We start from the raw sequence: 25,618 nt of genomic DNA, 5'->3' as shown, positions 1-25,618 counted from the left end.
TCCTTACCGTATCCGGCATGGCAGCCACCACTCACACGGTCACCAACCAGCCCCCGCCGCTGGTCGGCTACGACGTCTTCGGCAGCGACCCGGCCCTCACCGAGGGCGTCGCCCGGTACCTCGACGGCGCCCGGCTCGCGGAGGTATGGGCGGAACTGAGCCTGCTGGGGAAGGCGGCCGGCTCGGCGCACGCCCAGCGCTGGGGCGAGCAGGCCAACGCCCATCCGCCGGTTCTGCGCACCCACGACCGGTTCGGCCACCGCATCGACGAGGTGGAGTTCCACCCGGCCTGGCACCGGCTGCTCGGCCACGCCGTCTCGGCGGGCCTGACCGACGCCTGGTCCCGGCCCGACGGCCACCTTCGCCGCACCGCCGGCTTCCTGGTGTGGACCCAGGCCGAGGCCGGACACGGCTGCCCGCTGTCGATGACCCATGCGGCGGTGCCCGCGCTGCGCGCCGAGCCGGAACTGGCGGCCGTATGGGAGCCGCTGCTCACCTCGCACATCTACGCGCACGAGCTGCGGCCGGTCACCGAGAAGGGCGGTGCGCTGGCGGGCATGGCCATGACGGAGAAGCAGGGCGGCAGCGACGTACGGGCCAACACCACGCGCGCCGAGCCGCTGGCCGCGCCCGGCGAGTATGTGCTGACCGGGCACAAGTGGTTCTGCTCGGCGCCGATGTCGGATGCCTTCCTGGTGCTGGCACAGGCGCCCGGCGGGCTCACCTGCTTCCTGCTGCCGCGGGTGCTGCCGGACGGCGGCCGCAACGCGTTTTGCATCCAGCGGCTCAAGGACAAGCTCGGCAACCGCTCGAACGCCTCGGCGGAGGTCGAGTTCGACGGGCGGAGCTGGGCGCGCCGGGTCGGTGAGGAGGGGCGCGGGGTGGCGACGATCATCGAGATGGTCGCGGCGACCCGGCTGGACTGTGTGACCGCTTCCGCCGCGGTGATGCGGCAGGCGGTGGCGCAGGCGCTGCACCACACGGCGTACCGGGAGGCGTTCGGCGACCGGCTGATCGACAAGCCGCTGATGCGCAATGTGCTGGCCGACCTGGCGCTGGAGTCGGAGGCGGCGAGCACGCTCGCCCTGCGGCTGGCGGCCGCCTACGACGGCGGCGGCGAGCAGGACCGGCAGCTGCTGCGGCTCGCGGTCCCGGCGGCGAAGTACTGGGTGACCAAGCGGTGCACACCGGTGGTCGCGGAGGCGCTGGAGTGCCTGGGCGGCAACGGCTACGTCGAGGAGTCGGGGCTGCCGCGGCTGCTGCGCGAGGCACCGCTGAACTCGATCTGGGAGGGCTCCGGCAACGTCCAGGCGCTGGACGTGCTGCGGGCCCTGCGACGCGACCCCGAGCCGCTGCACGCCTTCCTGACCGAGATCGGCACCGCGCGGGGCGCGGACCACCGGCTGGACCGGGCGATCCGGGGGCTGCTCACCGAACTCGCCGACCTGGAAGGCATCGAGGCCCGGGCCCGGCGTCTGGTGGAGCGGATGGCGCTGGTGCTCCAGGGCTCGCTGCTGGTGCGGTACGCACCGCCCGAGGTCGCGGACGCGTTCTGCGCCTCCCGTCTGGGCGGCGACGCGGGCGCCGCCTTCGGGACGCTGCCGCACACGCTGGATCTCGCCTCGATCGTGGCGCGGGCGCGGCCGGTCCCGGACGACGCGCCCTGAGCGGTGTCGGCTCGTGAAGCCGGCGGCGCGGCGGCGGTTCCCCGTCACCTCCGGGCCGTTGCCTCGCAGGGGACGGGGACAGGGGGTTACCGCCGCCGCGCCTGTCGGGGAGCGGTGCCGCGCCGACTCGGCACCGCTCCCGGTCTTGGGGCCGCTAGGGCGGCTCCGGCGGGTCGTCGGGCGGGTCCACCGCGGTGCGCCCGCGCAGCGCCGCGTCGACGGCCATGATGATCTCGCCGTCCGGTGTGCCCGGCGGGAAGGCCGCCAGCACCCCGCGCGCCTCGTAGTACCGCAGGACCCGGCAGGCCTCACCCGTGCCGTTCCACTCGGCACCGTGCAGCACCACGACGAGGTCGGCGAAGGCCAGCGCGGGCAGCAGACCGCCGACACCGGCCACCCGGTCGAGCAGTCGGGGGGCGCCGTCGATGACATAGCCGTCGACGGGCAGCGGCTGACGTCTGATCAGGACGTCGACGGCGGGCAACCGGGCGACTTTGTAGTGGCCGGCGAGCCGGGCGGCGCGCGTGCTCCGCACCCCCTCGCTCGCTCCGATCACCACGACGCGCGGAGCAGCGGCCACCATGGTGAGCCCCCCTCGCACCGTGCCGACGTCGCGCCGCGGCCGATGGATTCCCGACGTCGCCGGTGGGTTCACCGACGGGTGACCGGCGAACCTCGCGGCGGCGAGAAGCCATCGGCCGCTCGGATCAGCGTCCCGGTTACGCGTCATAGGCCACAACGGTTGCAATGCGTTGCAGTGCGCACCCGCGGATCTGGACAATGGCGCCGCCCGGACGGCCTGGTGACGGCACGATGGGCACCGCCCGGTGGACCGCACAACGGAGAACAGCGTGAGCGACAGATCGATCCACAGCGCCATCTGGTCGGCCCAGGACATCCGCTCGACCACCCGCCGCCTCGCCACCGTGCACGAGGTCGCGCTCACGGGCGAGGCGTTACCCGGCGCACCGCTGGAGTCGCCCCGCGCGGTCATCGGGGAGTCCTGGCGCCGGGTGCTGGGCTCCGGCGTGGACCCCGACCGTGATCAGCCCCAACTCCTGCTGTCCGTCGCGGAGTTGGAACACCGTAGGCAGAAGTCGCAGCTGGCGACGGTGCTGCCGGTGCTCAACGAGGGGCTGCTGGCGACGGCCGACGCGGCCCAGCAGATCATGGTCGTCACCGACGCCGAGGGCCGGGTGCTGTGGCGGGAGGGCAGCGCGCCGGTCCGGCGGATGGCCGACCGGCTGGGCTTCGACAAGGGCGCCGACTGGACGGAGGGCGTCGTCGGCACCAACGCCATCGGCACCGCGCTGGTGGCCCGCCGTCCGGTGCTGGTGCACTCCGCCGAGCACTTCGTGCGCAGCCACCAGCAGTGGACCTGTGCCGCGGCACCGCTGCACGACCCGCGCGACGGTCGTCTGCTGGGCACCGTGGACATCAGCGGACCGGCGCACACCTTCCACCCCACGACGCTGTCCCTGGTGTCGGCGGTCGCCCGGCTCGCGGAGGGCGAGCTGCGCACCCGCCACCACACGTCCCTGGAGCGGCTGCGGTCGAGTGCGGCGCCGGTGCTGGCGAGGCTCGGCGGGCGGGCGCTGGCCGTCGACCCGAACGGCTGGGTCGTCGGCGTGACGGGCCTGACACCCCCGGAGCGGGTGGCACTGCCCAAGGCACCCGAGGCCGGGCCGCTGTGGCTGCCGCGCTACGGCATGTGCGCCCTGGAGCCGCTGCCCGGCGGCTGGCTGATCCGCGTCGGCCGGCCGGAGCCGGAGGCCGGGCCGAGCCGGGCGGTGCTGGACGTCAGCGGACGCGACGGTGCCACGGTCACGGTCAGCGGGCCGGCCGGCAGTTGGTCGCACGCGCTGACCCCGCGCCACGCCGAGCTGCTGTTCGTCCTCGCCGCGCATCCGCGGGGGCGCAGCGCCGCCGAACTGGCCGAGGACCTGTTCGGCGACGGGAGCCGTACGGTCACGGTGCGGGCCGAGCTGTCCCGCCTGCGCCGCCACCTCGGGGGCGTGCTGGCGCACCGGCCGTACCGCTTCGCCGACGGCGTGGCGGTGGAGCTGCTGCTGCCGCCCCGGCCGGCAGCGCTGCTGCCGCAGTCGACGGCGCCGGCGGTGGTGGCGGCGCGGCGGGGGTGAGGGCGCTCGGCCGCCGCGGTCCGCCGCCACCCGTTCGACGGGCTGCGCTCGCCGCCGCCCCGGCGGCGTCCTAGCGTGCCGACCGGGGCCGCGCACTCCCCGGCGCGCGGCCGCGGGAGGTGAGCGATGGGCGCGGCAGGCTCGCCGAGGACACCGGAAGCGACCCCGGGGCAGCCGGCGGCCGGGCGGCGGCCCCGGTGGGGCGCGCTGGTGCTGGTCGGTCTCGTCGGGTTCGGCATGCTGCGCCAGGGGCTGTCCGGCGAGGCGGACGGCCCGCCGCAGCCGGACGCCGCCACCTCCCTCTTCGGTGACGCGCCGCCCGGTGGCCCCGCCCCGCCGCCGCTGCCCCGTTCCGCCCCTTCACGGGTGGCGATCCCGTCGATCGGGGTGTCCGCCCCGGTGCTGCCGCTGGGGCTGGACGAGGACGGCTGGATCGCGGCGCCGCCGGCGTCGGACGCCCAGCTGGCGGGCTGGTACAAGGCGGCGCCGTCTCCCGGGGAGCGCGGTACCGCCGTGCTGGTCGGCCATGTCGACAGCGCCGGCGGGCCGGCGGTCTTCTACGGGCTGGGCGCCCTGGAGAAGGGAAGGACCATCCGGGTGACCCGTGAGGACGGGCGGATCGCGGTCTTCGAGGTCTACGGCGTCCGGGTCTTCGGCAAGCGCGGCTTCCCCGCCCGGAAGGTCTACGGCGACACCGGGCATCCCGAGCTGCGCGTGCTGACCTGCGGTGGGGCGTACTCGGCGGGCTCGGGCTACACGGGCAACGTGGTGGTTTTCGCCAGGATGGTGAAGTCGGGGTAGCGGCGCCGGGCGGGCAGCGCAACGCACCACCGCGCCGTCCACACGGTGAGCCGATGTCTCACCATCCGGATGGTGCACCGCCGCGCGGTACGGCGGCGCCCCCGCAGCGGCCCACGGCCCGGAGCCGGCCGCCGCGGACCGGTGTGATGTGCTGGCCGCATGAGCCTCTCGGTCACCACCTGGTACCTCGAACAGACCGCACGCGCGGACCTGCCCCCCACACAGGAGCCGCCGACCGGGCAAGGCGTCCGCATCGTCCGGTCCGAGCGACCGTCGCCCGAATTCAGCCGGTTCCTCTATACGGCGGTCGGCGGGGACGTCGCCTGGACCGACCGGCTCGCATGGCCGTACGCACGGTGGGCGGAGTACCTGGCGCGGCCGGGCGTGGAGACCTGGGTGGCGTACGAGCGGGGGACGCCCGCCGGGTTCATCGAGCTGGAGGCGGGCCGGGACGGATCCGTGGAGATCGTCTACTTCGGGCTCATCCCGGCCTTCCGGGGGCGCAGGATCGGCGGGCACCTGCTGGCGTACGGGATCGAGCGGGCCTGGGACCTGGCCGAGCGGTGGCCGGGGCAGGTCCCGACGAAGCGGGTGTGGCTGCACACCTGCTCCCTGGACGGCGCGCACGCGATGGCGAACTACCAGCGGCGGGGCTTCCGGCTGTACGACACCACCGTGACCGAGGAGCCCGACGCGCCGGCCCCGGGACCCTGGCCGGGCGCGGGCCCGCTCGTCGCACCGCACACCCCCTCCGGGGCGTGATCAACACCACATCGTCCCGGCATGCGAGACGTCCATGTCCATATTCTGGATAACGGTGGACTGGCCGGAGAACGGCGTGCCACGCTTCCGTCATGTCTCGAGCTGGAATTGCCTTGGTGAGTCGGCGGCACGTCGACCTCGGCCGCATGTCCAGCGCCATTTGTCGGGCGGGCTGAGGCTGTCCCCACCTGGGGCGATTGGCCCCGGACAGCACCCAGCACCACCGCACACCCCGCCGTCCCCATCGTCGCGGACGCGCTGAGACCCCACGATCCGCAGTACCACCGCCGACGCGTCCACACGCGCCGCACTTCGGTGTGTCCGCGCAGGTCACCGTGGGCGCCCGGCGCCGGTCCCGATCACTTGAGCCCGCCCAGAAGGACGTACGCCCATGGCCGCCACCCCAGATGCCCCCCAGCCTTCGGCCGGGGGTGCCCGCACCGCAGCCACGACCCGCCGCAAGGCCGGACGCCACCGCGGCGAGGGCCAGTGGGCAGTGGGTCACTTCACGCCGCTGAACGGCAACGAGCAGTTCAAGAAGGACGATGACGGTCTCAATGTGCGGACACGCATTGAGACGATCTACTCCAAGGCCGGATTCGACTCGATCGACCCCAACGACCTGTGCGGGCGGATGCGCTGGTGGGGCCTGTACACCCAGCGCAAGCCCGGGATCGACGGCGGCAAGACCGCGATCCTGGAGCCGGAGGAGCTGGACGACAAGTACTTCATGCTGCGGGTCCGCATCGACGGCGGCCGGCTGACCACCGAGCAGCTGCGCGTCATCGGCGAGATCTCGCAGGAGTTCGCCCGCGGCACCGCGGACCTCACGGACCGGCAGAACGTCCAGTACCACTGGATCCGTATCGAGGACGTGCCGGAGATCTGGCAGCGGCTGGAGGCCGTCGGCCTGTCCACCACCGAGGCGTGCGGTGACACTCCCCGTGTCATCCTCGGCTCGCCGGTCGCCGGTATCGCCGAGGACGAGATCATCGACGGCACCCCGGTGATCGAGGAGATCCAGCGCCGGATCATCGGCAACCCCGCGTTCTCCAACCTGCCGCGCAAGTTCAAGTCCGCGGTCTCCGGCTCGCCGCTGCTGGACGTCGCGCACGAGATCAACGACATCTCGTTCGTCGGCGTCGAGCACCCCGAGCACGGTCCGGGCTTCGATGTGTGGGTCGGCGGCGGGCTGTCCACCAACCCCAAGCTCGGTGTCCGGCTCGGTGCGTGGGTCTCGCGCGAGGAGGCCGCCGACGTCTACGAGGGCGTCATCTCGATCTTCCGCGACTACGGCTACCGCCGGCTGCGCACCCGCGCCCGGCTGAAGTTCCTGGTCGCCGACTGGGGCGCGGAGAAGTTCCGGCAGGTGCTGGAGGACGAGTACCTCAAGCGGAAGCTGTCCGACGGCCCCGCCCCGGCGCAGCCCGTCCAGCAGTGGCGCGACCACGTCGGTGTGCACAAGCAGAAGGACGGCCGCTACTACGTGGGCTTCGCGCCGCGCGTCGGCCGGGTCGACGGCGCCACCCTCACCAAGATCGCCGCCGTCGCCGCGGAGCACGGCTCGGGTCGGCTGCGGACCACCGCCGAGCAGAAGATGATCGTGCTGGACATCGACGAGTCGCAGGTCGACTCGCTGGTCGCCGGTCTGGAGGCGCTCGACCTGCGGGTCAAGCCCTCCCCGTTCCGGCGCGGCACGATGGCCTGCACCGGCATCGAGTTCTGCAAGCTGGCGATCGTCGAGACCAAGGGCCGCGGCGCCTCGCTGATCGACGAACTGGAGCGTCGCCTCCCCGAGTTCGACGAGCCGATCACCATCAACATCAACGGCTGCCCGAACGCCTGCGCCCGCATCCAGGTCGCGGACATCGGCCTCAAGGGCCAGCTGGTCCTGGACGACGACGGCAACCAGGTCGAGGGCTACCAGGTGCACCTGGGCGGTGCGCTCGGGCTGGAGGCCGGTTTCGGCCGCAAGGTCCGTGGCCTGAAGGTCACCTCCGATGAACTCCCCGACTACATCGAGCGGGTGGTGCGCAACTTCCAGGAGCAGCGCACCGACGGCGAGCGGTTCGCCCAGTGGGCGGCCCGTGCGGAAGAGGGTGCGCTGAAGTGAGCGAACGTGCCGCCCCGTTCTACTGCCCGTACTGCGGCGACGAGGACCTTCGGCCCTCCGAGGAGGGCTCGGTCCGCGGCGAGGGCGCGGCCTGGGAATGCCGGGCGTGCAGCAGGGCGTTCCGGCTGAAGTTCCTCGGCCTGCTCGCCCCTGGTCGGTCCACTGCCGCTTCGCCTTCCGACGGAGGTACGTCGTGACCACCGCTACCGACCTTCAGCAGCTCGCCGAGCAGGCGGGCCGCGACCTGGAGGACGCGCCCGCCCTGGAGATCCTCAAGTGGGCCGCCGAGACCTTCGGTCCGCGCTTCTGCGTGACCTCCTCGATGGAGGACGCGGTCGTCGCGCACCTGGCCTCGCGGGCCTTCCCGGGTGTGGACGTGGTCTTCCTGGACACCGGCTACCACTTCCCCGAGACCATCGGGACCCGGGACGCGGTCGCCGAGGTGATGGACGTCAACGTCATCACCCTGACGCCGCGGCGGACGGTGGCCGAGCAGGACGCCGAGTACGGCCCGAAGCTGCACGACCGCGACCCGGACCTGTGCTGCGCGCTGCGCAAGGTCAAGCCCCTCGAAGAGGGCCTGACCGGGTACGACGCATGGGCGACGGGCCTGCGCCGGGACGAGTCGCCGACCCGGGCGAACACCCCGGTCGTCGGCTGGGACCCCAAGCGGCAGAAGGTGAAGGTCTCGCCGATCGCCCGCTGGACGCAGGCCGACGTGGACGCGTACATGGCCGAGCACGGCGTGCTCACCAACCCGCTGCTGATGGACGGCTACGCCTCCGTCGGCTGCGCGCCCTGCACCCGCCGGGTGCTGGCGGGCGAGGACGCCAGGGCCGGCCGCTGGGCCGGGAGCAACAAGACCGAGTGCGGGCTGCACTGATGACAGAGCATCAGGAGATATCCATGACGGGCGCCACGATCTGGCTGACCGGACTGCCGAGCGCGGGCAAGACGACCATCGCGCGCGAGCTGGCCGACCGGCTGCGCGGCGAGGGCCACCGCGTCGAGGTGCTCGACGGCGACGAGATCCGCGAGTTCCTCTCCGCGGGCCTCGGTTTCACCCGCGAGGACCGGCACACCAACGTCCAGCGCATCGGCTTCGTGGCCGAGCTGCTGGCGAGCAACGGCGTCAAGGCGCTGGTGCCGGTGATCGCGCCGTACGCGGACAGCCGCGAGGCGGTGCGGGGGCGCCACCAGAAGGAGGGCACCGCGTATCTGGAGGTGCACGTCGCGACGCCCGTCGAGGTGTGCTCCGAGCGTGATGTGAAGGGGCTGTACGCCAAGCAGGCGGCCGGCGAGATCTCCGGTCTGACCGGCGTGGACGACCCCTACGAGCAGCCCGAATCACCTGATCTGCGCATCGAGTCGCACACCCAGACCGTGCAGGAGTCCGCGGCGGCGCTGCATGCGCTGCTGGCCGAAAGAGGACTGGCGTGACCACCGCGACCGTTCGTACCGAGACCGGCGGCGAGCCCGGAGGCGACAACCCGTACGCGCTGTCGCACCTGGACGCCCTGGAGTCCGAGGCGGTGCACATCTTCCGCGAGGTGGCGGGCGAGTTCGAGCGGCCGGTGATCCTGTTCTCCGGCGGCAAGGACTCCATCGTCATGCTGCACCTGGCGCTCAAGGCGTTCGCGCCGGCGGCGATCCCGTTCTCCCTGCTGCACGTCGACACCGGGCACAACTTCCCCGAGGTCCTGGACTACCGCGACCGCACGGTGGAGCGGCACGGCCTGCGGCTGCACGTCGCCTCCGTGCAGGACTTCATCGACCGCGGCGAGCTGCGCGAGCGCCCCGACGGCACCCGCAACCCGCTGCAGACCGTCCCGCTGCTGGACGCCATCGACAACAACCGCTTCGACGCGGTCTTCGGCGGCGGCCGCCGGGACGAGGAGAAGGCGCGCGCCAAGGAGCGGGTCTTCTCGCTGCGCGACGAGTTCGGCGGCTGGGACCCGCGCCGGCAGCGCCCCGAGCTGTGGCAGCTCTACAACGGCAAGCACTCGCCCGGTGAGCACGTCCGGGTGTTCCCGCTGTCCAACTGGACCGAGCTGGACGTGTGGCAGTACATCGCCCGCGAGAAGATCGAACTGCCCGCCATCTACTACGCCCACGAGCGCGAGGTGTTCGCCCGCAGCGGTATGTGGCTGGCGCCCGGCGAGTGGGGCGGCCCCAAGGACGGCGAGAGCCTTCAGACCCGGCAGGTGCGCTACCGCACCGTCGGCGACATGTCCTGCACCGGTGCCGTCGACTCCGACGCCGACACCATCGAGGCCGTGATCGCGGAGATCGCCGCGTCCCGGCTGACCGAGCGGGGCGCGACGAGGGCCGACGACAAGATGTCCGAGGCCGCCATGGAGGACCGTAAGCGCGAGGGGTACTTCTAACCATGAGCACGATCAACACCGTGGACGCGGGTGCCACCTCACTGCTGCGCTTCGCCACCGCCGGCTCCGTCGACGACGGCAAGTCCACCCTGGTGGGGCGGCTGCTGCACGACTCCAAGTCGGTGCTCTCCGACCAGCTGGAGGCCGTCGAGCGGGCCTCTCTGGGCCGTGGGCAGGAGGCGCCCGACCTGGCGCTGCTGACCGACGGGCTGCGCGCCGAGCGCGAGCAGGGCATCACCATCGACGTCGCCTACCGCTACTTCGCCACCCCCCGGCGCCGCTTCATCCTCGCCGACACCCCCGGGCATGTGCAGTACACCCGCAACATGGTCACCGGCGCCTCCACCGCCGAGCTCGCCGTGGTGCTGGTCGACGCCCGCAACGGCGTGGTCGAGCAGACCCGACGGCACGCCGCGGTCGCCGCCCTCCTGCGCGTCCCGCATGTCGTCCTCGCGGTCAACAAGATGGACCTGGTCGACTACGCCGAGCCGGTCTTCGCCGCCATCGCCGAGGAGTTCACGACGTACGCGGCCTCGCTGGGCGTCCCGGAGATCACCGCGATCCCGATCTCGGCACTGGCCGGCGACAACGTCGTGTCGCCGTCGGCCAACATGGACTGGTACGGCGGCCCGACCGTGCTGGAGCACCTGGAGACGGTGCCGGTCGTCGCCGACCCCTCGGACGACCCCGGCCGCTTCCCGGTCCAGTACGTGATCCGCCCGCAGACCGCCGAGCACCCCGACTACCGCGGCTACGCGGGCCAGATCGCCTCCGGCGTGCTGCGCGTCGGCGACGCCGTCACCGTGCTGCCCTCGGGCCGTACGACCACCATCGAGGCGATCGACGCGCTGGGCCAGGCCGTGGACGTCGCCTGGGCGCCGCAGTCGGTGACCGTCCGGCTCACCGACGACATCGACGTCTCGCGCGGCGACCTGATCGCGCCGACCGCCGCGGCCCCGGCCGTCTCCCAGGACGTCGAGGCGACGGTCTGCCATGTGGCGGACCGGCCGCTGACCGTCGGCCAGCGGGTGCTGCTCAAGCACACCACCCGTACGGTCAAGGCGATCGTGAAGGACATCCCGTCCCGGCTGACGCTGGACGACCTCTCCCAGCACCCGGCGCCCGGCGAGCTGGCCGCCAACGACATCGGGCGGGTGGTGGTCCGTACGGCCGAGCCGCTGGCCCTGGACGCCTACGCCGACTCCCGCCGCACCGGCTCGTTCCTGCTGATCGACCCGGCGGACGGGACGACGCTCACCGCGGGGATGGCGGGCACCGCCTTCGCGGAGGCGGCCGCGGAGGCCGCACCGGCGCCGGCGGCGGACGACGAGGGATGGGACTTCTGATCATGACGGAAACGACCCAGGACATCTTCTCGACCTTCGCGAAGGAGGGCGGCCGCATCGGCAGCGGCGCCCTAGGGAGCGGACAGGGCGGAGTCGGCCGATGTGTGTGCTGACGATGCATGACTCCGTACCCCCCACGCCCCCCTTCCGAAGATCCATAGCTCCGCCGGGCGCGCCCTAGTACGGGCGCGGCTGCCCCGGCCCTCCGAGAGGAACTCCTCCCGTGTCTGCCGTTCGTCACCGCCTGTTGGCGGCCGCCGCCACCGTCCCGCTCCTGATCGGCGCGCTGGGCGCCTGCGGCTACGGCTCCGAGGCCAAGAAGGAAACGTCCGCCGGCGTCGCCCCCAAGGGCGCCAAGATCGACGGACTCGATCAGGTCAAGGTCGGGTTCTTCGGCAACACCACGCACGCCACCCCCCTGATCGGCCTCCAGAAGGGCCTGTTCCAGAAGGAACTGGGCGGCACGGCGATCAAGCCCGCCACCTTCAACGCGGGCCCCGCGGAGATCGAGGCGCTCAACTCGGGCGCCATCGACATCGGCTGGATCGGCCCCTCCCCCGCGATCAACGGCTTCACCAAGTCGCAGGGCAAGAGCCTCAAGATCATCTCGGGCTCGGCCTCCGGCGGTGTCTCGCTCGTCGTCGACCCCAAGAAGATCAAGGGTCTCAACGACCTCAAGGGCAAGACGATCGCGACCCCCCAGCTGGGCAACACCCAGGACGTGGCGCTGCTGAACTTCCTGGCCGGCAAGGGCTACAAGGTCGACGCCACCACCGGCAAGGGCGACGTCACCGTCCAGCGCACCGACAACAAGGTGACGCCGACCGCCTTCGAGCAGGGCTCCATCGACGGTGCCTGGGTACCCGAGCCCACCGCGTCCAAGCTGATCGCCGCGGGCGGCAAGACGATCCTGGACGAGAAGAAGCTGTGGAAGGACGGCAAGTTCGTCATCACGAACGTGATCGTCTCGCAGAAGTTCCTCAAGGAGCACCCGAAGGCCGTCGAGGCCGTGCTGCGCGCCTCGGTGAAGACCAACGCCTGGATCCGGTCGCACCCGGCCGACGCGAAGAAGGCGCTCAACGACAAGCTGGCGGAGGTCGCCGGCAAGCCGCTGCCCAACGACGTCCTCGACCCGGCGTTCAAGAACGTCGACGTCACCGACGACCCGCTGGCCGCCACCCTCCAGCAGGAGGCCGATCACGCCGTCAAGGCGGGTCTGCTGCAGAAGCCCGACCTCAAGGGCATCTACGACCTCACGCTGCTGAACAAGGTGCTCAAGTCCGAGGGCAAGCAGCCGGTCGACGACGCCGGCCTCGGCAGCAAGTAGCCCGCACAGCACCGCACTCCCCCAGGAGGTGACACCGATGACGACCACCACGCTCACCAAGCAGCAGCCCGCCACGGCGGACACGGGCACCACCGTGCCGTACGCGGCTCGCATCGACCATGTCTCGAAGTCGTTCGGCCGCACCGGCGCACAGCAGCATGTGCTGGACGACATCAGCATCGATGTGGCACCCGGCGAGTTCGTCTGCCTCCTGGGGGCCTCGGGCTGCGGCAAGTCCACCCTGCTCAACCTCGTGGCCGGCCTCGACGCGCCGTCCGCCGGCACCATCGAGACGCCCGGCGGCCGGCCGGCCCTGATGTTCCAGGAGCACGCGCTGTTCCCGTGGCTGACCGCGGGCCGCAACATCGAACTGGCGCTGCGGCTGCGCGGGGTGCCGCGCGCCGAGCGCCGCGACGAGGCCGAGCGGCTGCTCGAACTCGTCCGCCTCAAGGGCGCGTACGGCAAGCGGGTGCACGAGCTCTCCGGCGGTATGCGCCAGCGCGTCGCGATGGCCCGGGCGCTCGCCCAGGACAGCCAACTGCTGCTGATGGACGAGCCGTTCGCCGCGCTGGACGCGATCACCCGCGATGTCCTGCACGACGAGCTGACCCGCATCTGGCAGGAGCAGAACGACAGCGGCTCCGCCGGCAACCTCTCGGTGCTGTTCGTCACCCACAACGTCCGCGAGGCCGTACGGCTGGCCGAGCGGGTGGTGCTGCTGTCCTCCCGACCGGGCCGGATCGCACGCGAGTGGCGGGTGGACATCCCGCAGCCGCGCCGCATCGAGGACGCCGCGGTCGCCGACCTTTCCATCGAGATCACCGAACAGCTCCGTGGGGAGATCCGCCGCCATGGCCAGCACTGAGACCTCGGCCGAGTCCGCCGCCGCACCGACCGGCGACGCCTCGGCCGCCGACACCGCCGTCGCGAAGAAGCGCGACGCCTCCGGCGATATCGCCGGTCTGGAGGCCGGCCTCGACGCACTGGAGTCCACGGTCGTCGCCCGGCAGCCGTGGCTGCGCACCACCGTCTCCAAGGCGCTGCCTCCGCTCGTCGCCATCGCGATCGTGCTGGGGCTGTGGCAGCTCGCCTACCACTTCGAGCTCAAGGCGCACTACCTGCTGCCGAGTCCCGTGGACGTCGCCCGCTCGCTGCAGCAGAAGTGGCTTGAGGGCACTCTGCTGAACTTCGTGTGGACCAGCGTCTCCCGCGGCGCCCTGGGCTTCCTGGCCTCGGTCGCCCTGGGGACGGTACTCGGCCTGATCGTCGCCAAGGTCAAGGTCGTACGGGCCGCGATCGGCCCGATCCTGAGCGGTCTGCAGTCGCTGCCCTCGGTGGCCTGGGTCCCGGCGGCGATCATCTGGTTCGGGCTGAGCGACGCCACCATCTACGCGGTGGTGCTGCTGGGCGCCGTACCCTCCATCGCCAACGGCCTGGTGGCGGGCGTCGACCAGATATCCCCGCTCTATCTGCGGGCGGGCCGCACCATCGGCGCGACCGGTCTGGCCGGGGTGCGGCATGTGCTGCTGCCGGCCGCGCTGCCCGGCTACATCGCCGGCCTCAAGCAGGGCTGGGCGTTCTCCTGGCGCTCGCTGATGGCCGCCGAACTGATCGTCAACGCGCCCGATCTGGGCACCGGTCTGGGGCAGCTGCTGGAGCAGGGGCGCGAGCTGCAGGACATGTCCTGGGTGCTGGGCGCGATCCTGCTGATCCTGATCGTCGGCATCGGCATCGAGCTGCTGATCTTCGCACCGATCGAGCGACGGGTGCTGCGCAGCCGCGGCCTGCTGGTGAAGAGCTAAAGCCATGGACATCCGCCCCGCCTCCCCCACGCTCGTCGTCGTCGCCCACGGCAGCCGCGACCCGCGGCACGCGGCGACCGTCTCCGCGCTCTGCGCGCGGGTACGGGCGCTGCGGCCGGGGCTGCGCGTCGAGGTCGGCCATCTCGACTTCAACGCGCCCCGGGTGCCGCGGGTGCTGGAGCGCCTGTCGGCCGAGGGGGTAGGGGATGTGGTGGCGCTGCCGCTCCTGCTCACCCGCGCGTTCCACGCGAAGGCCGACATCCCGTCGGTGCTGCGCGAGGCCGCCGCGCGACTGCCCCTGCTGACCGTCCGACAGGCCGAGGTGCTCGGCCCGTCCCCCCTCTTGACCGGTGCGCTGGAGCGCCGGCTGGCCGAGGCCGGGCTGCGGCCCGGCGACCGCCGCTCGACCGGGGTCGTGCTGGCCTCGGCGGGCTCTTCGGACCCGGAGGCGATCGCAGTGATCGCTGAAATCGCGCGGGAGTGGCGGCGCACCGCTGGTTGGTGTGCCGTGCGACCTGCGTTCGCCTCCGCATCTCTTCCCCGCACGGCCGACGCCGTACGGGCGCTGCGCGCCGAGGGCGTGCACCGAGTGGCCGTCGCCCCGTACGTCATCGCCCCCGGCCGCCTCCCGGACCGGATCGCCGCCGGTGCCCGCGAGGCCCGCGCCGACGTCCTCGCCCCCGTCCTCGGTGCCGCTCCCGAACTGGCCCGGCTGATGCTGCGCCGCTACGACCAGTCGGTCCTGGCCGGCGCCCGCGGTGAGGTGCCGGCGCTGATCGCCTGAGAGCGCTGCGCTCGGGCGCCGGGACTTCGGCCTCCAGCCCCAGCCACGGTGCGGGAGTCGGACCGGTGCCGGTGTGGGTCACTGCGCCCATTCCGGCCGCCACGTCCCGGCGTCGTGCGGGCCGGGCCGCCTGGCAGTGAGGTAGTCGCGGAGCGTGCGCAGCGCGGGGTGCGGGTTGTCGCCGCGCCAGATCAGCGAGTGGGGATAGACCGGTGTCGGGTCGCGCAGGTCGATGCGCCGCAGGTCGCAGTCGGCGGGCCAGACGAGGCGGGTCTGCTCGCCGACGAAGGTGGCCAGCACCGCCGAGTCGGCGATCGTGTCGAGCAGCGGCTCGGTGCCGAAGTCGGGGCCGGTCACCTCGATGGTGAGCCCGAACGCGGCGGCGAGGTCGTCGTAGTAGACGGCCCACTCGGTCCCGGTGACGATGCCGGGCATCCAGATCCGGTGGCCGGCGAGCTGAGCGGGGGCGACCGAACCGGCGGCGGCGAATCGGTGGGCCGGTCCGGTGAGGAGCTGGATCGGCTCATGCAGGACCCGGGCGGCCTCGATGCCGTCGGGCAGCTGCCGCACGGGCAGGGTGACGGCGCGGAAGGACGCGTCGATCGTGCCGGACCGGACGGCGGCGAGGGCCGCGTCGGCGTCGAAGAGCGTCACGACGTCGAGCGCGGTCCCGGGATGCGCGCGGTGGAAGTCGCGCAGCAGCGCCGCGGGGGCCAGCTGCCGGCCGATCACATCGACGCGCAGCGCGCGACTGCCGGGGCGCACGGAGGCGGCGGCCCGCTCCACGGCCCGCAGCAGATCGCGGGCGTGCGGCAGAAACGCCTGCCCGTCGATGGTGAGCCGGGCCCCGCGCGCGGTACGGGTGAACAGCCGCACCCCGAGGTCCCGCTCCAGCGTGGAGACCCGCTTGGAGACGGCCTGCTGGGTGATCGACAGTTGGGCGGCGGCCTCCTGGAACTGCCCCGCGTCCGCGACGGCGACGAAGGTGCGCACGGCATCGAGATTCACGTCGACCACCCTAGGCGGCGGCTCCACCTCTGCGTACAACGCGTGGTTGTACCCCACCACGCACAGCGGTTGTTTGCTCGGCGGGCCTGCCACTGGCTTGGATACGTCACGGCAACGCGAGGTTGTCCGGGTTGGGTGAGGGCGACGGCCAGGGGGCTGGGCATGGGGGCAAAGAGGTCGCTGGGGCGGAGTTTCGGGTGGCTGTGGGCGGCGTACGCGGTCAGCGCGTTCGGCACCCGGCTCGCGTTCGACGCGTTCCCCATGATCGCGATCCTGGTGCTGCACGCCGGGCCGGCGGAGGTGTCGGTGCTGGCCGCCGCGGGGCTGGCGGTGGGGGCGGTGGTGGCGGTGCCGCTCGGGCCGTGGGTGGAGTTCCGCCGCAAGCGGCCGGTGATGGTGGCGATGGACCTGGCCCGGTTCGTGGCGCTGATGTCCCTACCCGCCGCGTACGCGCTCGGCCGGCTCGGCTTCGCCCAGCTCGTGGTGGTGTCGGTCATCGTGGCCGCGGCCGACATCGCCTTCAGGGCGGCCAGCGGGGCGTACCTGAAGTCGCTCGTGCCGCCGCGGGACCTCCTCGTCGCGAACGGGCGGTTCGAGAGCACGACGTGGACCACCACCCTGATCGGACCGCCGCTCGGCACGACCGCGATCGGATTGCTCGGCCCCATGGTGACCGTGGTGGCCGATGCCGTCAGCTATCTGCTCTCGGCGGCCGGGATCCGCGCGATCGGCGGCGGCGAGCCACGCCCCGCGCGCACCGCCGCGCCACGCCTCAGGGCGGGCGGCCTGCTCGAAGGCTGGCGATACCTGCTCGCCCACCCGACGCTGCGTCCGCTGCTGTTCAACACGGTCCTGGTCAATGCCCTCATCATGGCGCCCGCGCCACTGCTCGCCGTCCTCATGCTCGGCCGCCTCGGTTTCGCCCCCTGGCAGTACGGCCTCGCGTTCGCGGTGCCCTGCGTCGGCGGCATGATCGGCTCACGGCTGGCCGGGCCGCTCGTCGCGCGGTTCGGGCAGCGCAAGGTGATGCTGGCCTCGGGCACGCTGCGCGCCTGCTGGCCGCTCGGATTGGCCTTCGTCGGCCCCGGAGTCGCCGGGATGGTGCTCGTCATGGCCGTCGAACTCGGGCTGATCACCTGTATCGGCGTGTTCAACACGGTGTACGCCACCTATCGGCTGGAGCACACCGCGACGGACCAGGTGGCCCGCGCCTTGTCCGCGTGGACGGTCACCGCCAAGGCCGCCACCGCGGCACTGACCGGACTGTGGGGCCTGCTGGCCGGCATCACCGGCCCCCGCACCGCGATCGCCCTCGCCGGTCTGTTCCTGCTGGCCACGCCGTTCCTCCTCCCCCGACACGACAACGCACCGAGTCGGGAACGGAAGCCGGCACCGGTCGCCACCTGACCCCGGCACCCCGGCATTAGGCCCACGACGCCCTGACACCCCGCCACCCCGGCATCGCGGAAACCTATAGAAAACATGATCTACGGCCGGTATTCTGCCAATGTTGATCATGACCAATCACAAGGGGGAACGACCACATGAGTCGTCGTATTTCGCTGACTGTCGCCGCCTGTATCGCCGCCGGCACTTCGCTCCTCGCCGCTCCCGCCCACGCGGCCGAGCGTGACGCCTCGCCTCAGGCCTCGAAGCTGGTCGCGGCGTCGGGCAGCGACCGGGTCAAGTGCACCCGCATGAGCAACGGTCAGCTCTGCATCTCGCTGAACACCAGCCCGTCGCGCATCGAGGTCTTCTACACAAAGAAGGCCGGCTCGACGATCAAGGCGCACCTCGGCTTCCGCGCCAACGGTACGACCTGGGGCCCGCAGAAGACCATCAGCAAGAACGAGCGCGCCAACAGCACCTGGAACATGAGCTACCCCTGCGGCCGGAACTACGTCGGCCTGATCAAGGTCGGCGGCGACACTTTCGAGACGCCCCCGGCCACCTGCTGACACACTCCTCCGCACGCGGACCCGAGAGCGCGTGAGGCAACCGACACCGGTTGCCTCACGCGCTTTTGCGTGAGATGAACCGGCCACTGCACTGCGCTCCACCACGAACCCTTGTGTTCCTTTCTGTTCTACACAACACTCTCAATGCACAGAAACGCGCACCGCTGAACATGTTCGAACCTTGGGCGACGACCGATCGAGTCGAGGAGAGCAGAGATGACGCAGTTCAGCCGACGGAGATTCGTGAGCGCGGCCATGGTGGGAGCCGCGTCCGTGGGCGTCGCCCTGGGCAGCGGCCGCAGCACCCTCGCCCAGGCCGAAAGCCCGCGCGGGCTGACCCTCCGCGGCAACGAATTCCTGCTGGACGGCGAGCCGTTCCGCATCCTCTCGGGCGCCTTCCACTACTTCAGGACGCACCCCAAGGACTGGCGAGACCGGCTGCTGCGGATGCGGGCCATGGGCCTGAACACCGTGGAGACCTATGTCGCCTGGAACTTCCACCAACCGTACGAGAAGAAGGCCGACTTCACCGGATGGCGCGACGTCGCCGCCTTCGTACGGACCGCGGACGAAGCCGGGCTCAAGGTGATCGTGCGACCGGGGCCGTACATCTGCGCGGAATGGGACTTCGGCGGCCTGCCCGCCTGGCTCCTGAAGAACAAGGACGCGCCCCTGCGCCGCTCCGACCCCGCCTACGAACGAGCGGTCGACACCTGGTTCGCCGAACTGCTGCCGCGCTTCGTCGATCTGCAGGCCACCCGCGGCGGGCCCGTCATCGCCATGCAAGTAGAGAACGAGTACGGCAGCTACGACGACGACCACGCACACCTGGAGCATCTGCGCGACACCATGCGGGCGCAGGGCATAGACAGCCTCCTGTTCTGCTCCAACGGAGCCTCCCAGGAAGCGCTCGAGGCCGGCAGCCTCCCCGACCTCCTCTCCACCGTCAACTTCGCCGGGGACCCCACCGGACCCTTCGCGGAACTGCGTAAATTCCAGCCGGACAAGCCCCTGTTCTGCACGGAGTTCTGGGACGGCTGGTTTGACCACTGGGGAGAGCGGCACCACACCACCGACCCGGCGCAGACCGCCGCCGACGTGCGAAAGATTCTCGAAGCGGGAGCTTCGATCAACTTCTATATGGCGGTGGGCGGAACGAACTTCGGCTGGGACGCCGGGGCCAACCTGCACGGCAGCGCCTACCAGCCCACCGTCACCAGCTACGACTACGACTCCCCGATCAGCGAATCCGGCGAACTCACCGAGAAGTTCCACAAGGTGCGCGAGGTGCTCGCCGAATACACCACCCTCCCGAACACTCCCCTGCCGGCCACACCACGCCGGATGCCGGCCCAGAAGATCACCGTCCGCGAGTCGCTACCGCTGATGAAATCCCTCGACGTACTGAGCGGCGCTCCGGTGCACCATACAAACCCCGTCCACATGGAGGCCCTCGGGCAGCCGCACGGACTGATCCACTACCGCACCCGGGTGCGCGGGCCGCAGGGGACCAGGCGCCTGCGGATCACGGGGCTCGGCGACCGTGCGCTGGTGTACGGCGACGGCTGGCGCATCGGCACCTTCGACCGCAACCAGCCGTCCCACACCGTCGACTTCACCGTTTCCGGCGCCTCCAGCACCCTCGACCTGCTGGTCGACCCCACCGGGCGGGTCAACTTCGGCCAGGGCCTCAACGACCCCAAGGGAATCAGCGGACAGGTCCTCCTCGACGACGCGGAACTGCGCGACTGGGAGATCCGCCGACTGCCCCTGGACGACCTCTCGGCCCTGAAGTTCGGCAGCGGAAGCACACCGACCGGCCCCGCGTTCCACCGAGCCCGGATCCATGTCGACACCCCCGCCGACGGCTTCCTCGCCTTCCCCGGCTGGGACAAGGGCATGGTCTGGCTCAACGGGTTCGCGCTCGGCCGCTACTGGTCCCTGGGACCGCAGGTCACCCTCTACGCACCGAGCCATCTGTGGCGGAGGGGCCGGAACGAGCTCGTCGTACTGGAGATGGAGCGGACCGGCGACGGGATCGAAGTGCGGTCGGCGCCCGATATCGGCTAGGCCGTCTCTTTCGGATCTTGCCGGTTAAGCCCGTGGCGTCTGGCGCGGTGCATCGCAAGGCGGAGGGTCGCCCGCGTACTGGACGTACTCGGGCGACCCGACAACGCGGCGAGGTGCCGTGTCAGACGCCACGGGTCAGGCAAGATCCGAAAGAGACGGCCTAGGAGCCCCGGACGCCCGTCAGCGGCGGGAGGCGGGGCGCTGGGGCGGGGCGATGCGTACCCGCCTTTCGTCGGGTGCGTTCTCGATGTCGTCGAGCTGCGCGGTGATCGTGCCGCGCAGCTCGTCGTAGTCCTCGAAGTGGAAGTCGTTGAACAGCGTGTAGCCCGTCCACATCAGGTTGGCGCAGACCTGTGCCGGCACCCGGCCGGTATGGGCGCCCATGCCGACCAGCGCCACCGACTCGATGCTTCCGGGCGCCTCCTTGTTCTGCCGGTGGATCGCCTGGAACGCGGCGGCGCATGCGAGGGCCACATTCAGCGTCTCGCTCACGTTCTGACAGGAGGCTTCCATCGTCGGCGTCGATATCAGGAACTTCGGATTGACCGCCCCGGACCGCACGCACACCGCGCTGCCCACCGGCAGCCTTCCCGCGAACTGATCGCGGATCGCCCGCTGCACGCGCAGTTGGACGCCCGCCCCGATATGCCGCTTGATGACCGCGTCGACGCCGCCGTCCATCAGGCCCCGGGAGTTGGTCGGATTGACCCAGGCATCGACCTTCTCATCGAGTATCGAGCCCTTGCGGATCTCGATCGCGGGGGTGTCGGCGAACGCCGCCCGCCAGGCCTCCACCACCTTCGTGTTGATGTCGGTCAACACCACCCTAAGCGGCGACTGAGCGCGGTTAACGGTCATAATCCACTCCCCTTGAGAGACGGTCCTTCCACCGCTCACGACGCTACCCTGACCCACTGACAACGCCGCTGTCAGCAGCAGTTGGTGACCTCTCGTCACGATTGCCAGCCCACCGACCCGGTGCTAGCCTGCCGCCAGATTTCCGCCGGTCAGGGCCTGGATTCCCCCACCCTCGACGAGCGTCGACGCCTGCCCGAATGCACGCCATTTGAGGCTCTCCAGCATCACATCCAGCACTCTGCAAGGAAATCGACTTTCACTGCTTCACCACCCTGCCCCACCAACCTTCCTCACCAACCCACCCATCAATTCACCTCCCCAATTCACCTCCCCAATTCACCTCCCCAATTCACCTCGCCAATTCACCTCGTCGATCATGCCCTCAAGTACGGTTTGATAATTCGGAGTTCCGCCACAATGAGCGATGCCCACACCCCTGCCACGCCCGACCCGAATGACCCGCTGGCCCTCGCCGAACTGTTCAAGGGCGGCGGTGAACCGTGGCTTCCCCTGCTGAAGCCGGCCATCGAGGCGCAGCCGGACGCGGCCACGTTCATGGGGCCGGGCCGCGGACCGGAGGTCGTCCCCGTCCGTGAATTGACCTTCCAGGCTCTCAAGCCTCATCCACCCCACAAGTGGAAGGTCGTCGTCTTCGGCCAGAACCCGTATCCGCGGCCGGAAAGCGCCACGGGTATCGCCATGTTCGACAACGCCTTCCATAACTGGAAGGACAGCCAGTTCGGCAGGGTCGTCAGCATCCGCTGCATCATCAAGGCCGCGGCGATGTGGAAGTACGGCATACCCAAGAAGACCCCTATTGCCGACATTCGCGCGCTGCTGAAGGAGCAGGACACCGTCCAACCACCGGAGTGGTTCCAGGCGATGCTCACGCAGGGTGTGCTGCTGCTGAACGCGGCACTCACCGCCAGCAGTGACGGGACGACGGGTCCCGACCGGCACACCGCGTTCTGGCGTCCGGTCGCCGAGCGGATCGTCGAAGAGATCCTCAAGGCCAAACAGAACGCCGACGAGGAGGACCGTGGTGTCGTCTTCGCCTGGTGGGGAGCGCACGCGCGCAATCTGAAAAAGGTCGTCCTCCGACTCCAGGAGAAGTACCCCGAGGTCGAGGTCCGCCATATCGACCACCCCAATCCCGCGGCGCAGGGCGACATCTTCTGCGAAGGCGACCATTTCGGCACGGTGAACGCGGCCCTCGCATCGTTGGGCGCCGATGAGATCGACTGGCTGCCGAGCACAGGATGGAACGAGCTCGCGGCGGAGGCCGACGGGACGAACGGCGACCTCGCCGAACGCATGGGCGCGTTCATCGCGTCCACGATGGAGCTTCATCAGCTCTACCTCGAACGGCTCGCCGGCGTAAAGGACGAGGGGCTCGTCCTCCCCGCGATCACCGGTGTCTTCGACACGCCGCTCATGGACTTCCGCGACGCCGTCGGCCCGGTCGCCAAACTGCTGTCCGGGCTCGATCGGCACGTCGAGCTGTCGCATGAATTCGGCAAGAGGCGGGCGGACGAGGTGACCGGCAGCCTGCCCGCCGACGCGATCGCCGCCCTCTACCTCTATACCTGCGAGTCCGCGTTCTACCGGGAGATCAACGCCATCCTGCGCTCTCCGGACCGGACCAGAATCGTTCCGTACCTCCCTTATCTCCGGCTGCTGTTCTCGGCGATGTCGCAGCTTCCCGCCCGCACGGAGTCGTTGTGGCGCGGGGTGTCCCTGGACCTGCGTGCGCAGTACCCGCTCGGACGGACCGTGACCTGGTGGGGCGTTTCCTCCTGTACGTCGAAGATCGGCGTGGCCCGGGCGTTTCTCGGCAACCGCGGCAAGCGGACGCTCTTCGAGGTGCGCCCCGTCCGGGCCGTGGGAATCCACAGCTTCTCCGCGTTCACCGACGAGGAGGAGTTCATCCTCTCGCCGGGCACGCAGCTCAAGGTGACGGACGTAACGGCCGAGCGCGGCGGCCTGTGCACCGTAAAGCTGACCGAGCTGGAGGAGCAGACCCTGGTGTCCTGAACAGCCCCTCGTATCCAGGGCAGAGCCGGCCTCGCTGCGCTCATACTCACCCCGCTCCCGCTCCCGCCACTGCCGTTCGGCCGGACGAGGTGTCGGCTCGCCCCTTCTCGTACACCGTCAGGCCTCGCGCCAAATGGAGTGGCACCAGGAGCAGTTCCACGACGAGGGCCTTCCAGGCGTAGACGAGATTGACGGCCTTGGTGGCGTAGACGCAGGGGAGGTTCAACAGGACGCCGGTCAGGGGGAGTTTGCGGCGGTGGGCGGCGTAGATCAGGGGTGGGGCGGTGAGGAGGAGTTCGGCTCCGGCCCACCAGGTGACGGTCAGCGGGAGCGGCTGACCGGTGGTGGCGGCGGCCAGGAACGGCGTTGCCCACCACAGGGGGGCGGTGAGGATCTCGAAGAGGGCGAGAAGCACCCAGAGCGCCAGGAGAGGTTTGCGCAGGATCAGCCGGCCCAGGTGGAGTCGGACGTTCTGGCAGAAGCCGGCCATCCAGCGCCAGACCTGTTTGCGGAGGTAGGTGAGGTCCTCCGGGTCGGCGGCCAGGGCGACGGCGTCGGGGACGTAGACCGCACGTCTGCCGGCGAGTTGCTGGGACCAGGTGTAGTCCATGTCCTCGACGATGGTGCGTTCGGGGAAGCCGCCGAAGGACATCAGGTCGTCGCGGCGGAAGACGGAGCAGCAGCCGGAGCAGACCATGGGGCTGTTGGCGCGGGCCTGAATGGGGCGGTGCCAGTGGAAGCCGAAGAGATATTCGGTGGAGCGTCCGCGTTCCCAGATCGTGCGGGTGTGGCGGGTGCGGACCATGCCCGCCGCGATGGAGACGGCTGGGTCGTCGAAAACGGGGACGACGGTCTCGATGTAGTCCGGGGCGAGGACGGTGTCCGCGTCGACGGCCAGGACCAGGTCGGTGGTGCAGTGCGGAAGGGCGTAGTTCTGAGCTTTGGCCTTGCTGCCGAGGTTGCGCGGCGGACGGAGCACCGTCACGCCGTGTGATGAGGCCACCTCGCCCGTGCGGTCCGTGGAGGCGTCGTCCACGACCAGGATGCGGTCAGGCCGGAGCGTTTGGCAGGCGAGGGACTCCAGCGTGGAGGGTAACCCCTCCTCCTCGTTGTGAGCTGGCACGATGACGGTGATGGTGTGCATGACGAGCTCCCCCCGTGGTACGGATCGCGCCGACCGCGGCGGCGATCAGGCCGATCAGGCCGTAGATGATGGTGCTGATGCCGATGAACGGCAGTCCTCCGTGCATGTCACCGACAGTAGCGAAGTCGGGCTGGGCGCGCTTTCAGCGGTCAACTCCTGTGGATAACTTTCGGGAGCTGCGGCCGAGTTGGTCGTCCGACGCGAGGGGAGTTCGCGGGCTCATCACGGCCGGCGGAAGTACCCGCATGCTCCCGCCCCCTCCCTAGGCCGGGCGGACCCGCTTCGGTGACTGGGCGCTCTGGTTGCCCGACTGGTCAACCAGAGCGCCCGAAGGAAGTGCTGGCCGGCGCGGTCGCAGGAGGCGGGTACCACCCGGCGTCCGGTCAGTGGGTGGCGAGGAGTTCGAGCGTGTCGATCACGCGGTTCGAGAAGCCCCACTCGTTGTCGTACCAGGCGACCACCTTGACGTGGCGGCCGTCGACGCGGGTGAGGGCCGAGTCGAAGATCGATGATGCGGGATTGCCCGTGATGTCGGACGACACGAGCGGGTCCTCCGAGTACTCGAGGATGCCGGCGAGCGGTCCCTCCGCTGCGGTGCGGTACGCCGCCAGCACGTCCTCGCGCGTCACGTCGCGGGCGACGGTCGTGTTGAGTTCGACGATCGAGCCCACCGGCACCGGTACGCGGATCGAGTCGCCCGACAGCTTGCCGTCGAGGTTCGGCAGCACCAGGCCGATCGCCTTGGCGGCGCCGGTCGTGGTCGGGACGATGTTGACGCCGGCGGCACGGGCGCGGCGGGCGTCGCGGTGCGGGCCGTCCTGGAGGTTCTGCTCCTGCGTGTAGGCGTGCACCGTCGTCATGAACCCGTGCTCGATGCCGGCGAGGTCGTCCAGGACCTTGGCCAGCGGCGCGAGTGCGTTGGTGGTGCAGGACGCGTTCGAGACGATCGTGTGCACGGCCGGGTCGTAGGCGTCGGTGTTGACCCCGAACGCGAGGGTGACGTCGGCGCCGTCCGACGGCGCGCTGACGAGTACCTTCTTCGCGCCCGCGTCGAGGTGCGAGCGGGCTGCCTTCGCCGAGGTGAAGCGGCCGGTGGCTTCCAGGACGATGCCGACGCCGAGTTCGGCCCACGGCAGCTGCGCCGGTTCGCGCTCGGCCAGCACCGTGATCCGACGGCCGTCGACGACGAGGGCGTTCCCGTCGGCGGTCACCGGGCGCCCGAGCCGGCCGGCCGTGCTGTCGTAGGCGAGCAGCCGGGCGAGCGTGGCGGGCTCCGTCAGGTCGTTGACGGCGACGATCTCCAGGGCGCTGTCGCGTTCGAGCAGTGCGCGCAGCACATTGCGTCCGATGCGGCCGAATCCGTTGATGGCGATGCGAGTCATGAGTGGTGTCCCTTCCCTTCGCCACCAGGCTCGC

24 protein-coding genes are annotated in these 25,618 nt (G+C 70.9%); 19 read left to right on the top strand and 5 right to left on the bottom strand.

Features of this window, described 5'->3' with window-relative positions:
• Positions 1-17: 17 nt before the first annotated feature.
• Positions 18-1,667 carry an acyl-CoA dehydrogenase family protein gene (locus WAB15_RS31835; protein ID WP_407288345.1) on the top strand — a complete coding sequence of 550 codons (1,650 nt, stop codon included), beginning with the start codon at positions 18-20 and terminating at the stop codon, positions 1,665-1,667.
• A gap of 154 nt (positions 1,668-1,821) precedes the next feature.
• Here the strand turns inward: WAB15_RS31835 and WAB15_RS31830 are convergent, their stop codons facing one another.
• Positions 1,822-2,250 (bottom strand): hypothetical protein, encoded by a 429-nt coding sequence (locus WAB15_RS31830; RefSeq protein WP_407288344.1) that lies wholly within the window; start codon positions 2,248-2,250, stop codon positions 1,822-1,824.
• Positions 2,251-2,518: 268 nt separating this feature from the next.
• On the opposite strand from WAB15_RS31830, the gene WAB15_RS31825 reads away from it, so the two are divergent.
• The 14 genes from WAB15_RS31825 to WAB15_RS31760 all read left to right on the top strand — a co-directional run bounded on the left by WAB15_RS31825 (position 2,519) and on the right by WAB15_RS31760 (position 15,130).
• Positions 2,519-3,808: a GAF domain-containing protein gene (locus WAB15_RS31825; RefSeq protein WP_399146319.1), complete on the top strand. Its 1,290-nt coding sequence runs from the start codon at positions 2,519-2,521 to the stop codon at positions 3,806-3,808.
• 126 nt (positions 3,809-3,934) lie between these two features.
• Positions 3,935-4,609, top strand: coding sequence for a class F sortase (locus tag WAB15_RS31820; RefSeq protein ID WP_407288343.1), 675 nt, complete (start codon positions 3,935-3,937; stop codon positions 4,607-4,609).
• Positions 4,610-4,768: 159 nt separating this feature from the next.
• A complete protein-coding gene (locus WAB15_RS31815) occupies positions 4,769-5,371 on the top strand; it encodes a GNAT family N-acetyltransferase (RefSeq protein WP_407288342.1) in 603 nt (200 codons plus the stop codon).
• 92 nt (positions 5,372-5,463) lie between these two features.
• Positions 5,464-5,547, top strand: a complete 84-nt coding sequence (locus WAB15_RS31810; RefSeq protein ID WP_350257049.1) for a putative leader peptide — start codon at positions 5,464-5,466, stop codon at positions 5,545-5,547.
• 215 nt (positions 5,548-5,762) lie between these two features.
• A complete protein-coding gene (locus tag WAB15_RS31805; RefSeq protein ID WP_407288341.1) occupies positions 5,763-7,484 on the top strand; it encodes a nitrite/sulfite reductase in 1,722 nt (573 codons plus the stop codon).
• Positions 7,481-7,681: a hypothetical protein gene (locus tag WAB15_RS31800; protein ID WP_399146315.1), complete on the top strand. Its 201-nt coding sequence runs from the start codon at positions 7,481-7,483 to the stop codon at positions 7,679-7,681. The genes WAB15_RS31805 and WAB15_RS31800 overlap by 4 nt, the downstream gene beginning before the upstream one ends.
• On the top strand, positions 7,678-8,367 hold the full coding sequence (locus tag WAB15_RS31795; protein ID WP_407288340.1) for a phosphoadenylyl-sulfate reductase: 690 nt from the start codon (positions 7,678-7,680) through the stop codon (positions 8,365-8,367). Before WAB15_RS31800 ends, WAB15_RS31795 begins: the two co-directional genes overlap by 4 nt.
• A gap of 23 nt (positions 8,368-8,390) precedes the next feature.
• On the top strand, positions 8,391-8,924 hold the full coding sequence (cysC, locus tag WAB15_RS31790) for an adenylyl-sulfate kinase (protein ID WP_399146313.1): 534 nt from the start codon (positions 8,391-8,393) through the stop codon (positions 8,922-8,924).
• Positions 8,921-9,871, top strand: coding sequence for a sulfate adenylyltransferase subunit CysD (gene cysD, locus WAB15_RS31785; RefSeq protein WP_399146312.1), 951 nt, complete (start codon positions 8,921-8,923; stop codon positions 9,869-9,871). The genes cysC and cysD overlap by 4 nt, the downstream gene beginning before the upstream one ends.
• A gap of 2 nt (positions 9,872-9,873) precedes the next feature.
• Positions 9,874-11,217 carry a sulfate adenylyltransferase subunit 1 gene (locus tag WAB15_RS31780; RefSeq protein WP_407288339.1) on the top strand — a complete coding sequence of 448 codons (1,344 nt, stop codon included), beginning with the start codon at positions 9,874-9,876 and terminating at the stop codon, positions 11,215-11,217.
• A 223-nt stretch (positions 11,218-11,440) separates the two neighbouring features.
• On the top strand, positions 11,441-12,544 hold the full coding sequence (locus WAB15_RS31775; RefSeq protein WP_407288338.1) for an aliphatic sulfonate ABC transporter substrate-binding protein: 1,104 nt from the start codon (positions 11,441-11,443) through the stop codon (positions 12,542-12,544).
• A gap of 37 nt (positions 12,545-12,581) precedes the next feature.
• Positions 12,582-13,409 carry an ABC transporter ATP-binding protein gene (locus tag WAB15_RS31770; RefSeq protein ID WP_407288337.1) on the top strand — a complete coding sequence of 276 codons (828 nt, stop codon included), beginning with the start codon at positions 12,582-12,584 and terminating at the stop codon, positions 13,407-13,409.
• The gene (locus tag WAB15_RS31765; protein ID WP_407288336.1) at positions 13,396-14,346 is read left to right on the top strand and encodes an ABC transporter permease; all 951 of its coding nucleotides are present in this window, start codon (positions 13,396-13,398) and stop codon (positions 14,344-14,346) included. The genes WAB15_RS31770 and WAB15_RS31765 overlap by 14 nt, the downstream gene beginning before the upstream one ends.
• A 4-nt stretch (positions 14,347-14,350) precedes the next feature.
• Positions 14,351-15,130 carry a sirohydrochlorin chelatase gene (locus tag WAB15_RS31760; protein WP_407288335.1) on the top strand — a complete coding sequence of 260 codons (780 nt, stop codon included), beginning with the start codon at positions 14,351-14,353 and terminating at the stop codon, positions 15,128-15,130.
• 78 nt (positions 15,131-15,208) lie between these two features.
• On the opposite strand, the gene WAB15_RS31755 is transcribed toward WAB15_RS31760, so the two are convergent.
• Positions 15,209-16,138, bottom strand: coding sequence for a LysR family transcriptional regulator (locus WAB15_RS31755; RefSeq protein WP_407288334.1), 930 nt, complete (start codon positions 16,136-16,138; stop codon positions 15,209-15,211).
• Between the two features lie 162 nt (positions 16,139-16,300).
• On the opposite strand from WAB15_RS31755, the gene WAB15_RS31750 reads away from it, so the two are divergent.
• The 3 genes from WAB15_RS31750 (at position 16,301) to WAB15_RS31740 (ending at position 20,166) form a co-directional block, all read left to right on the top strand.
• Positions 16,301-17,545, top strand: coding sequence for an MFS transporter (locus tag WAB15_RS31750; protein WP_407288333.1), 1,245 nt, complete (start codon positions 16,301-16,303; stop codon positions 17,543-17,545).
• A 137-nt stretch (positions 17,546-17,682) separates the two neighbouring features.
• Complete coding sequence (locus WAB15_RS31745; RefSeq protein WP_399146304.1) at positions 17,683-18,096, top strand: hypothetical protein; 414 nt, start codon at positions 17,683-17,685, stop codon at positions 18,094-18,096.
• A gap of 216 nt (positions 18,097-18,312) precedes the next feature.
• Positions 18,313-20,166: a glycoside hydrolase family 35 protein gene (locus WAB15_RS31740; protein WP_407288332.1), complete on the top strand. Its 1,854-nt coding sequence runs from the start codon at positions 18,313-18,315 to the stop codon at positions 20,164-20,166.
• Positions 20,167-20,346: 180 nt separating this feature from the next.
• Here the strand turns inward: WAB15_RS31740 and WAB15_RS31735 are convergent, their stop codons facing one another.
• A complete protein-coding gene (locus WAB15_RS31735; protein WP_407288331.1) occupies positions 20,347-21,024 on the bottom strand; it encodes a macro domain-containing protein in 678 nt (225 codons plus the stop codon).
• Between the two features lie 84 nt (positions 21,025-21,108).
• Here WAB15_RS31735 and WAB15_RS31730 point away from each other — a divergent pair, with 84 nt between their 5' ends.
• Positions 21,109-23,058, top strand: a complete 1,950-nt coding sequence (locus tag WAB15_RS31730; protein ID WP_407288330.1) for an ADP-ribosyltransferase domain-containing protein — start codon at positions 21,109-21,111, stop codon at positions 23,056-23,058.
• 46 nt (positions 23,059-23,104) lie between these two features.
• Here WAB15_RS31730 and WAB15_RS31725 read toward each other — a convergent pair whose 3' ends face one another.
• Together WAB15_RS31725 and gap are read right to left on the bottom strand one after the other, a co-directional pair.
• A complete protein-coding gene (locus WAB15_RS31725; RefSeq protein WP_407288329.1) occupies positions 23,105-24,202 on the bottom strand; it encodes a glycosyltransferase family 2 protein in 1,098 nt (365 codons plus the stop codon).
• 383 nt (positions 24,203-24,585) lie between these two features.
• Complete coding sequence (gap, locus tag WAB15_RS31720) at positions 24,586-25,584, bottom strand: type I glyceraldehyde-3-phosphate dehydrogenase (protein WP_407288328.1); 999 nt, start codon at positions 25,582-25,584, stop codon at positions 24,586-24,588.
• Positions 25,585-25,618: the final 34 nt, after the last annotated feature.

The sequence above is a fragment of the Streptomyces sirii genome (genome assembly GCF_045690365.1).
GTDB lineage: Bacteria > Actinomycetota > Actinomycetes > Streptomycetales > Streptomycetaceae > Streptomyces > Streptomyces sirii.
This window is presented reverse-complemented; position numbering and strand designations above follow the sequence as displayed.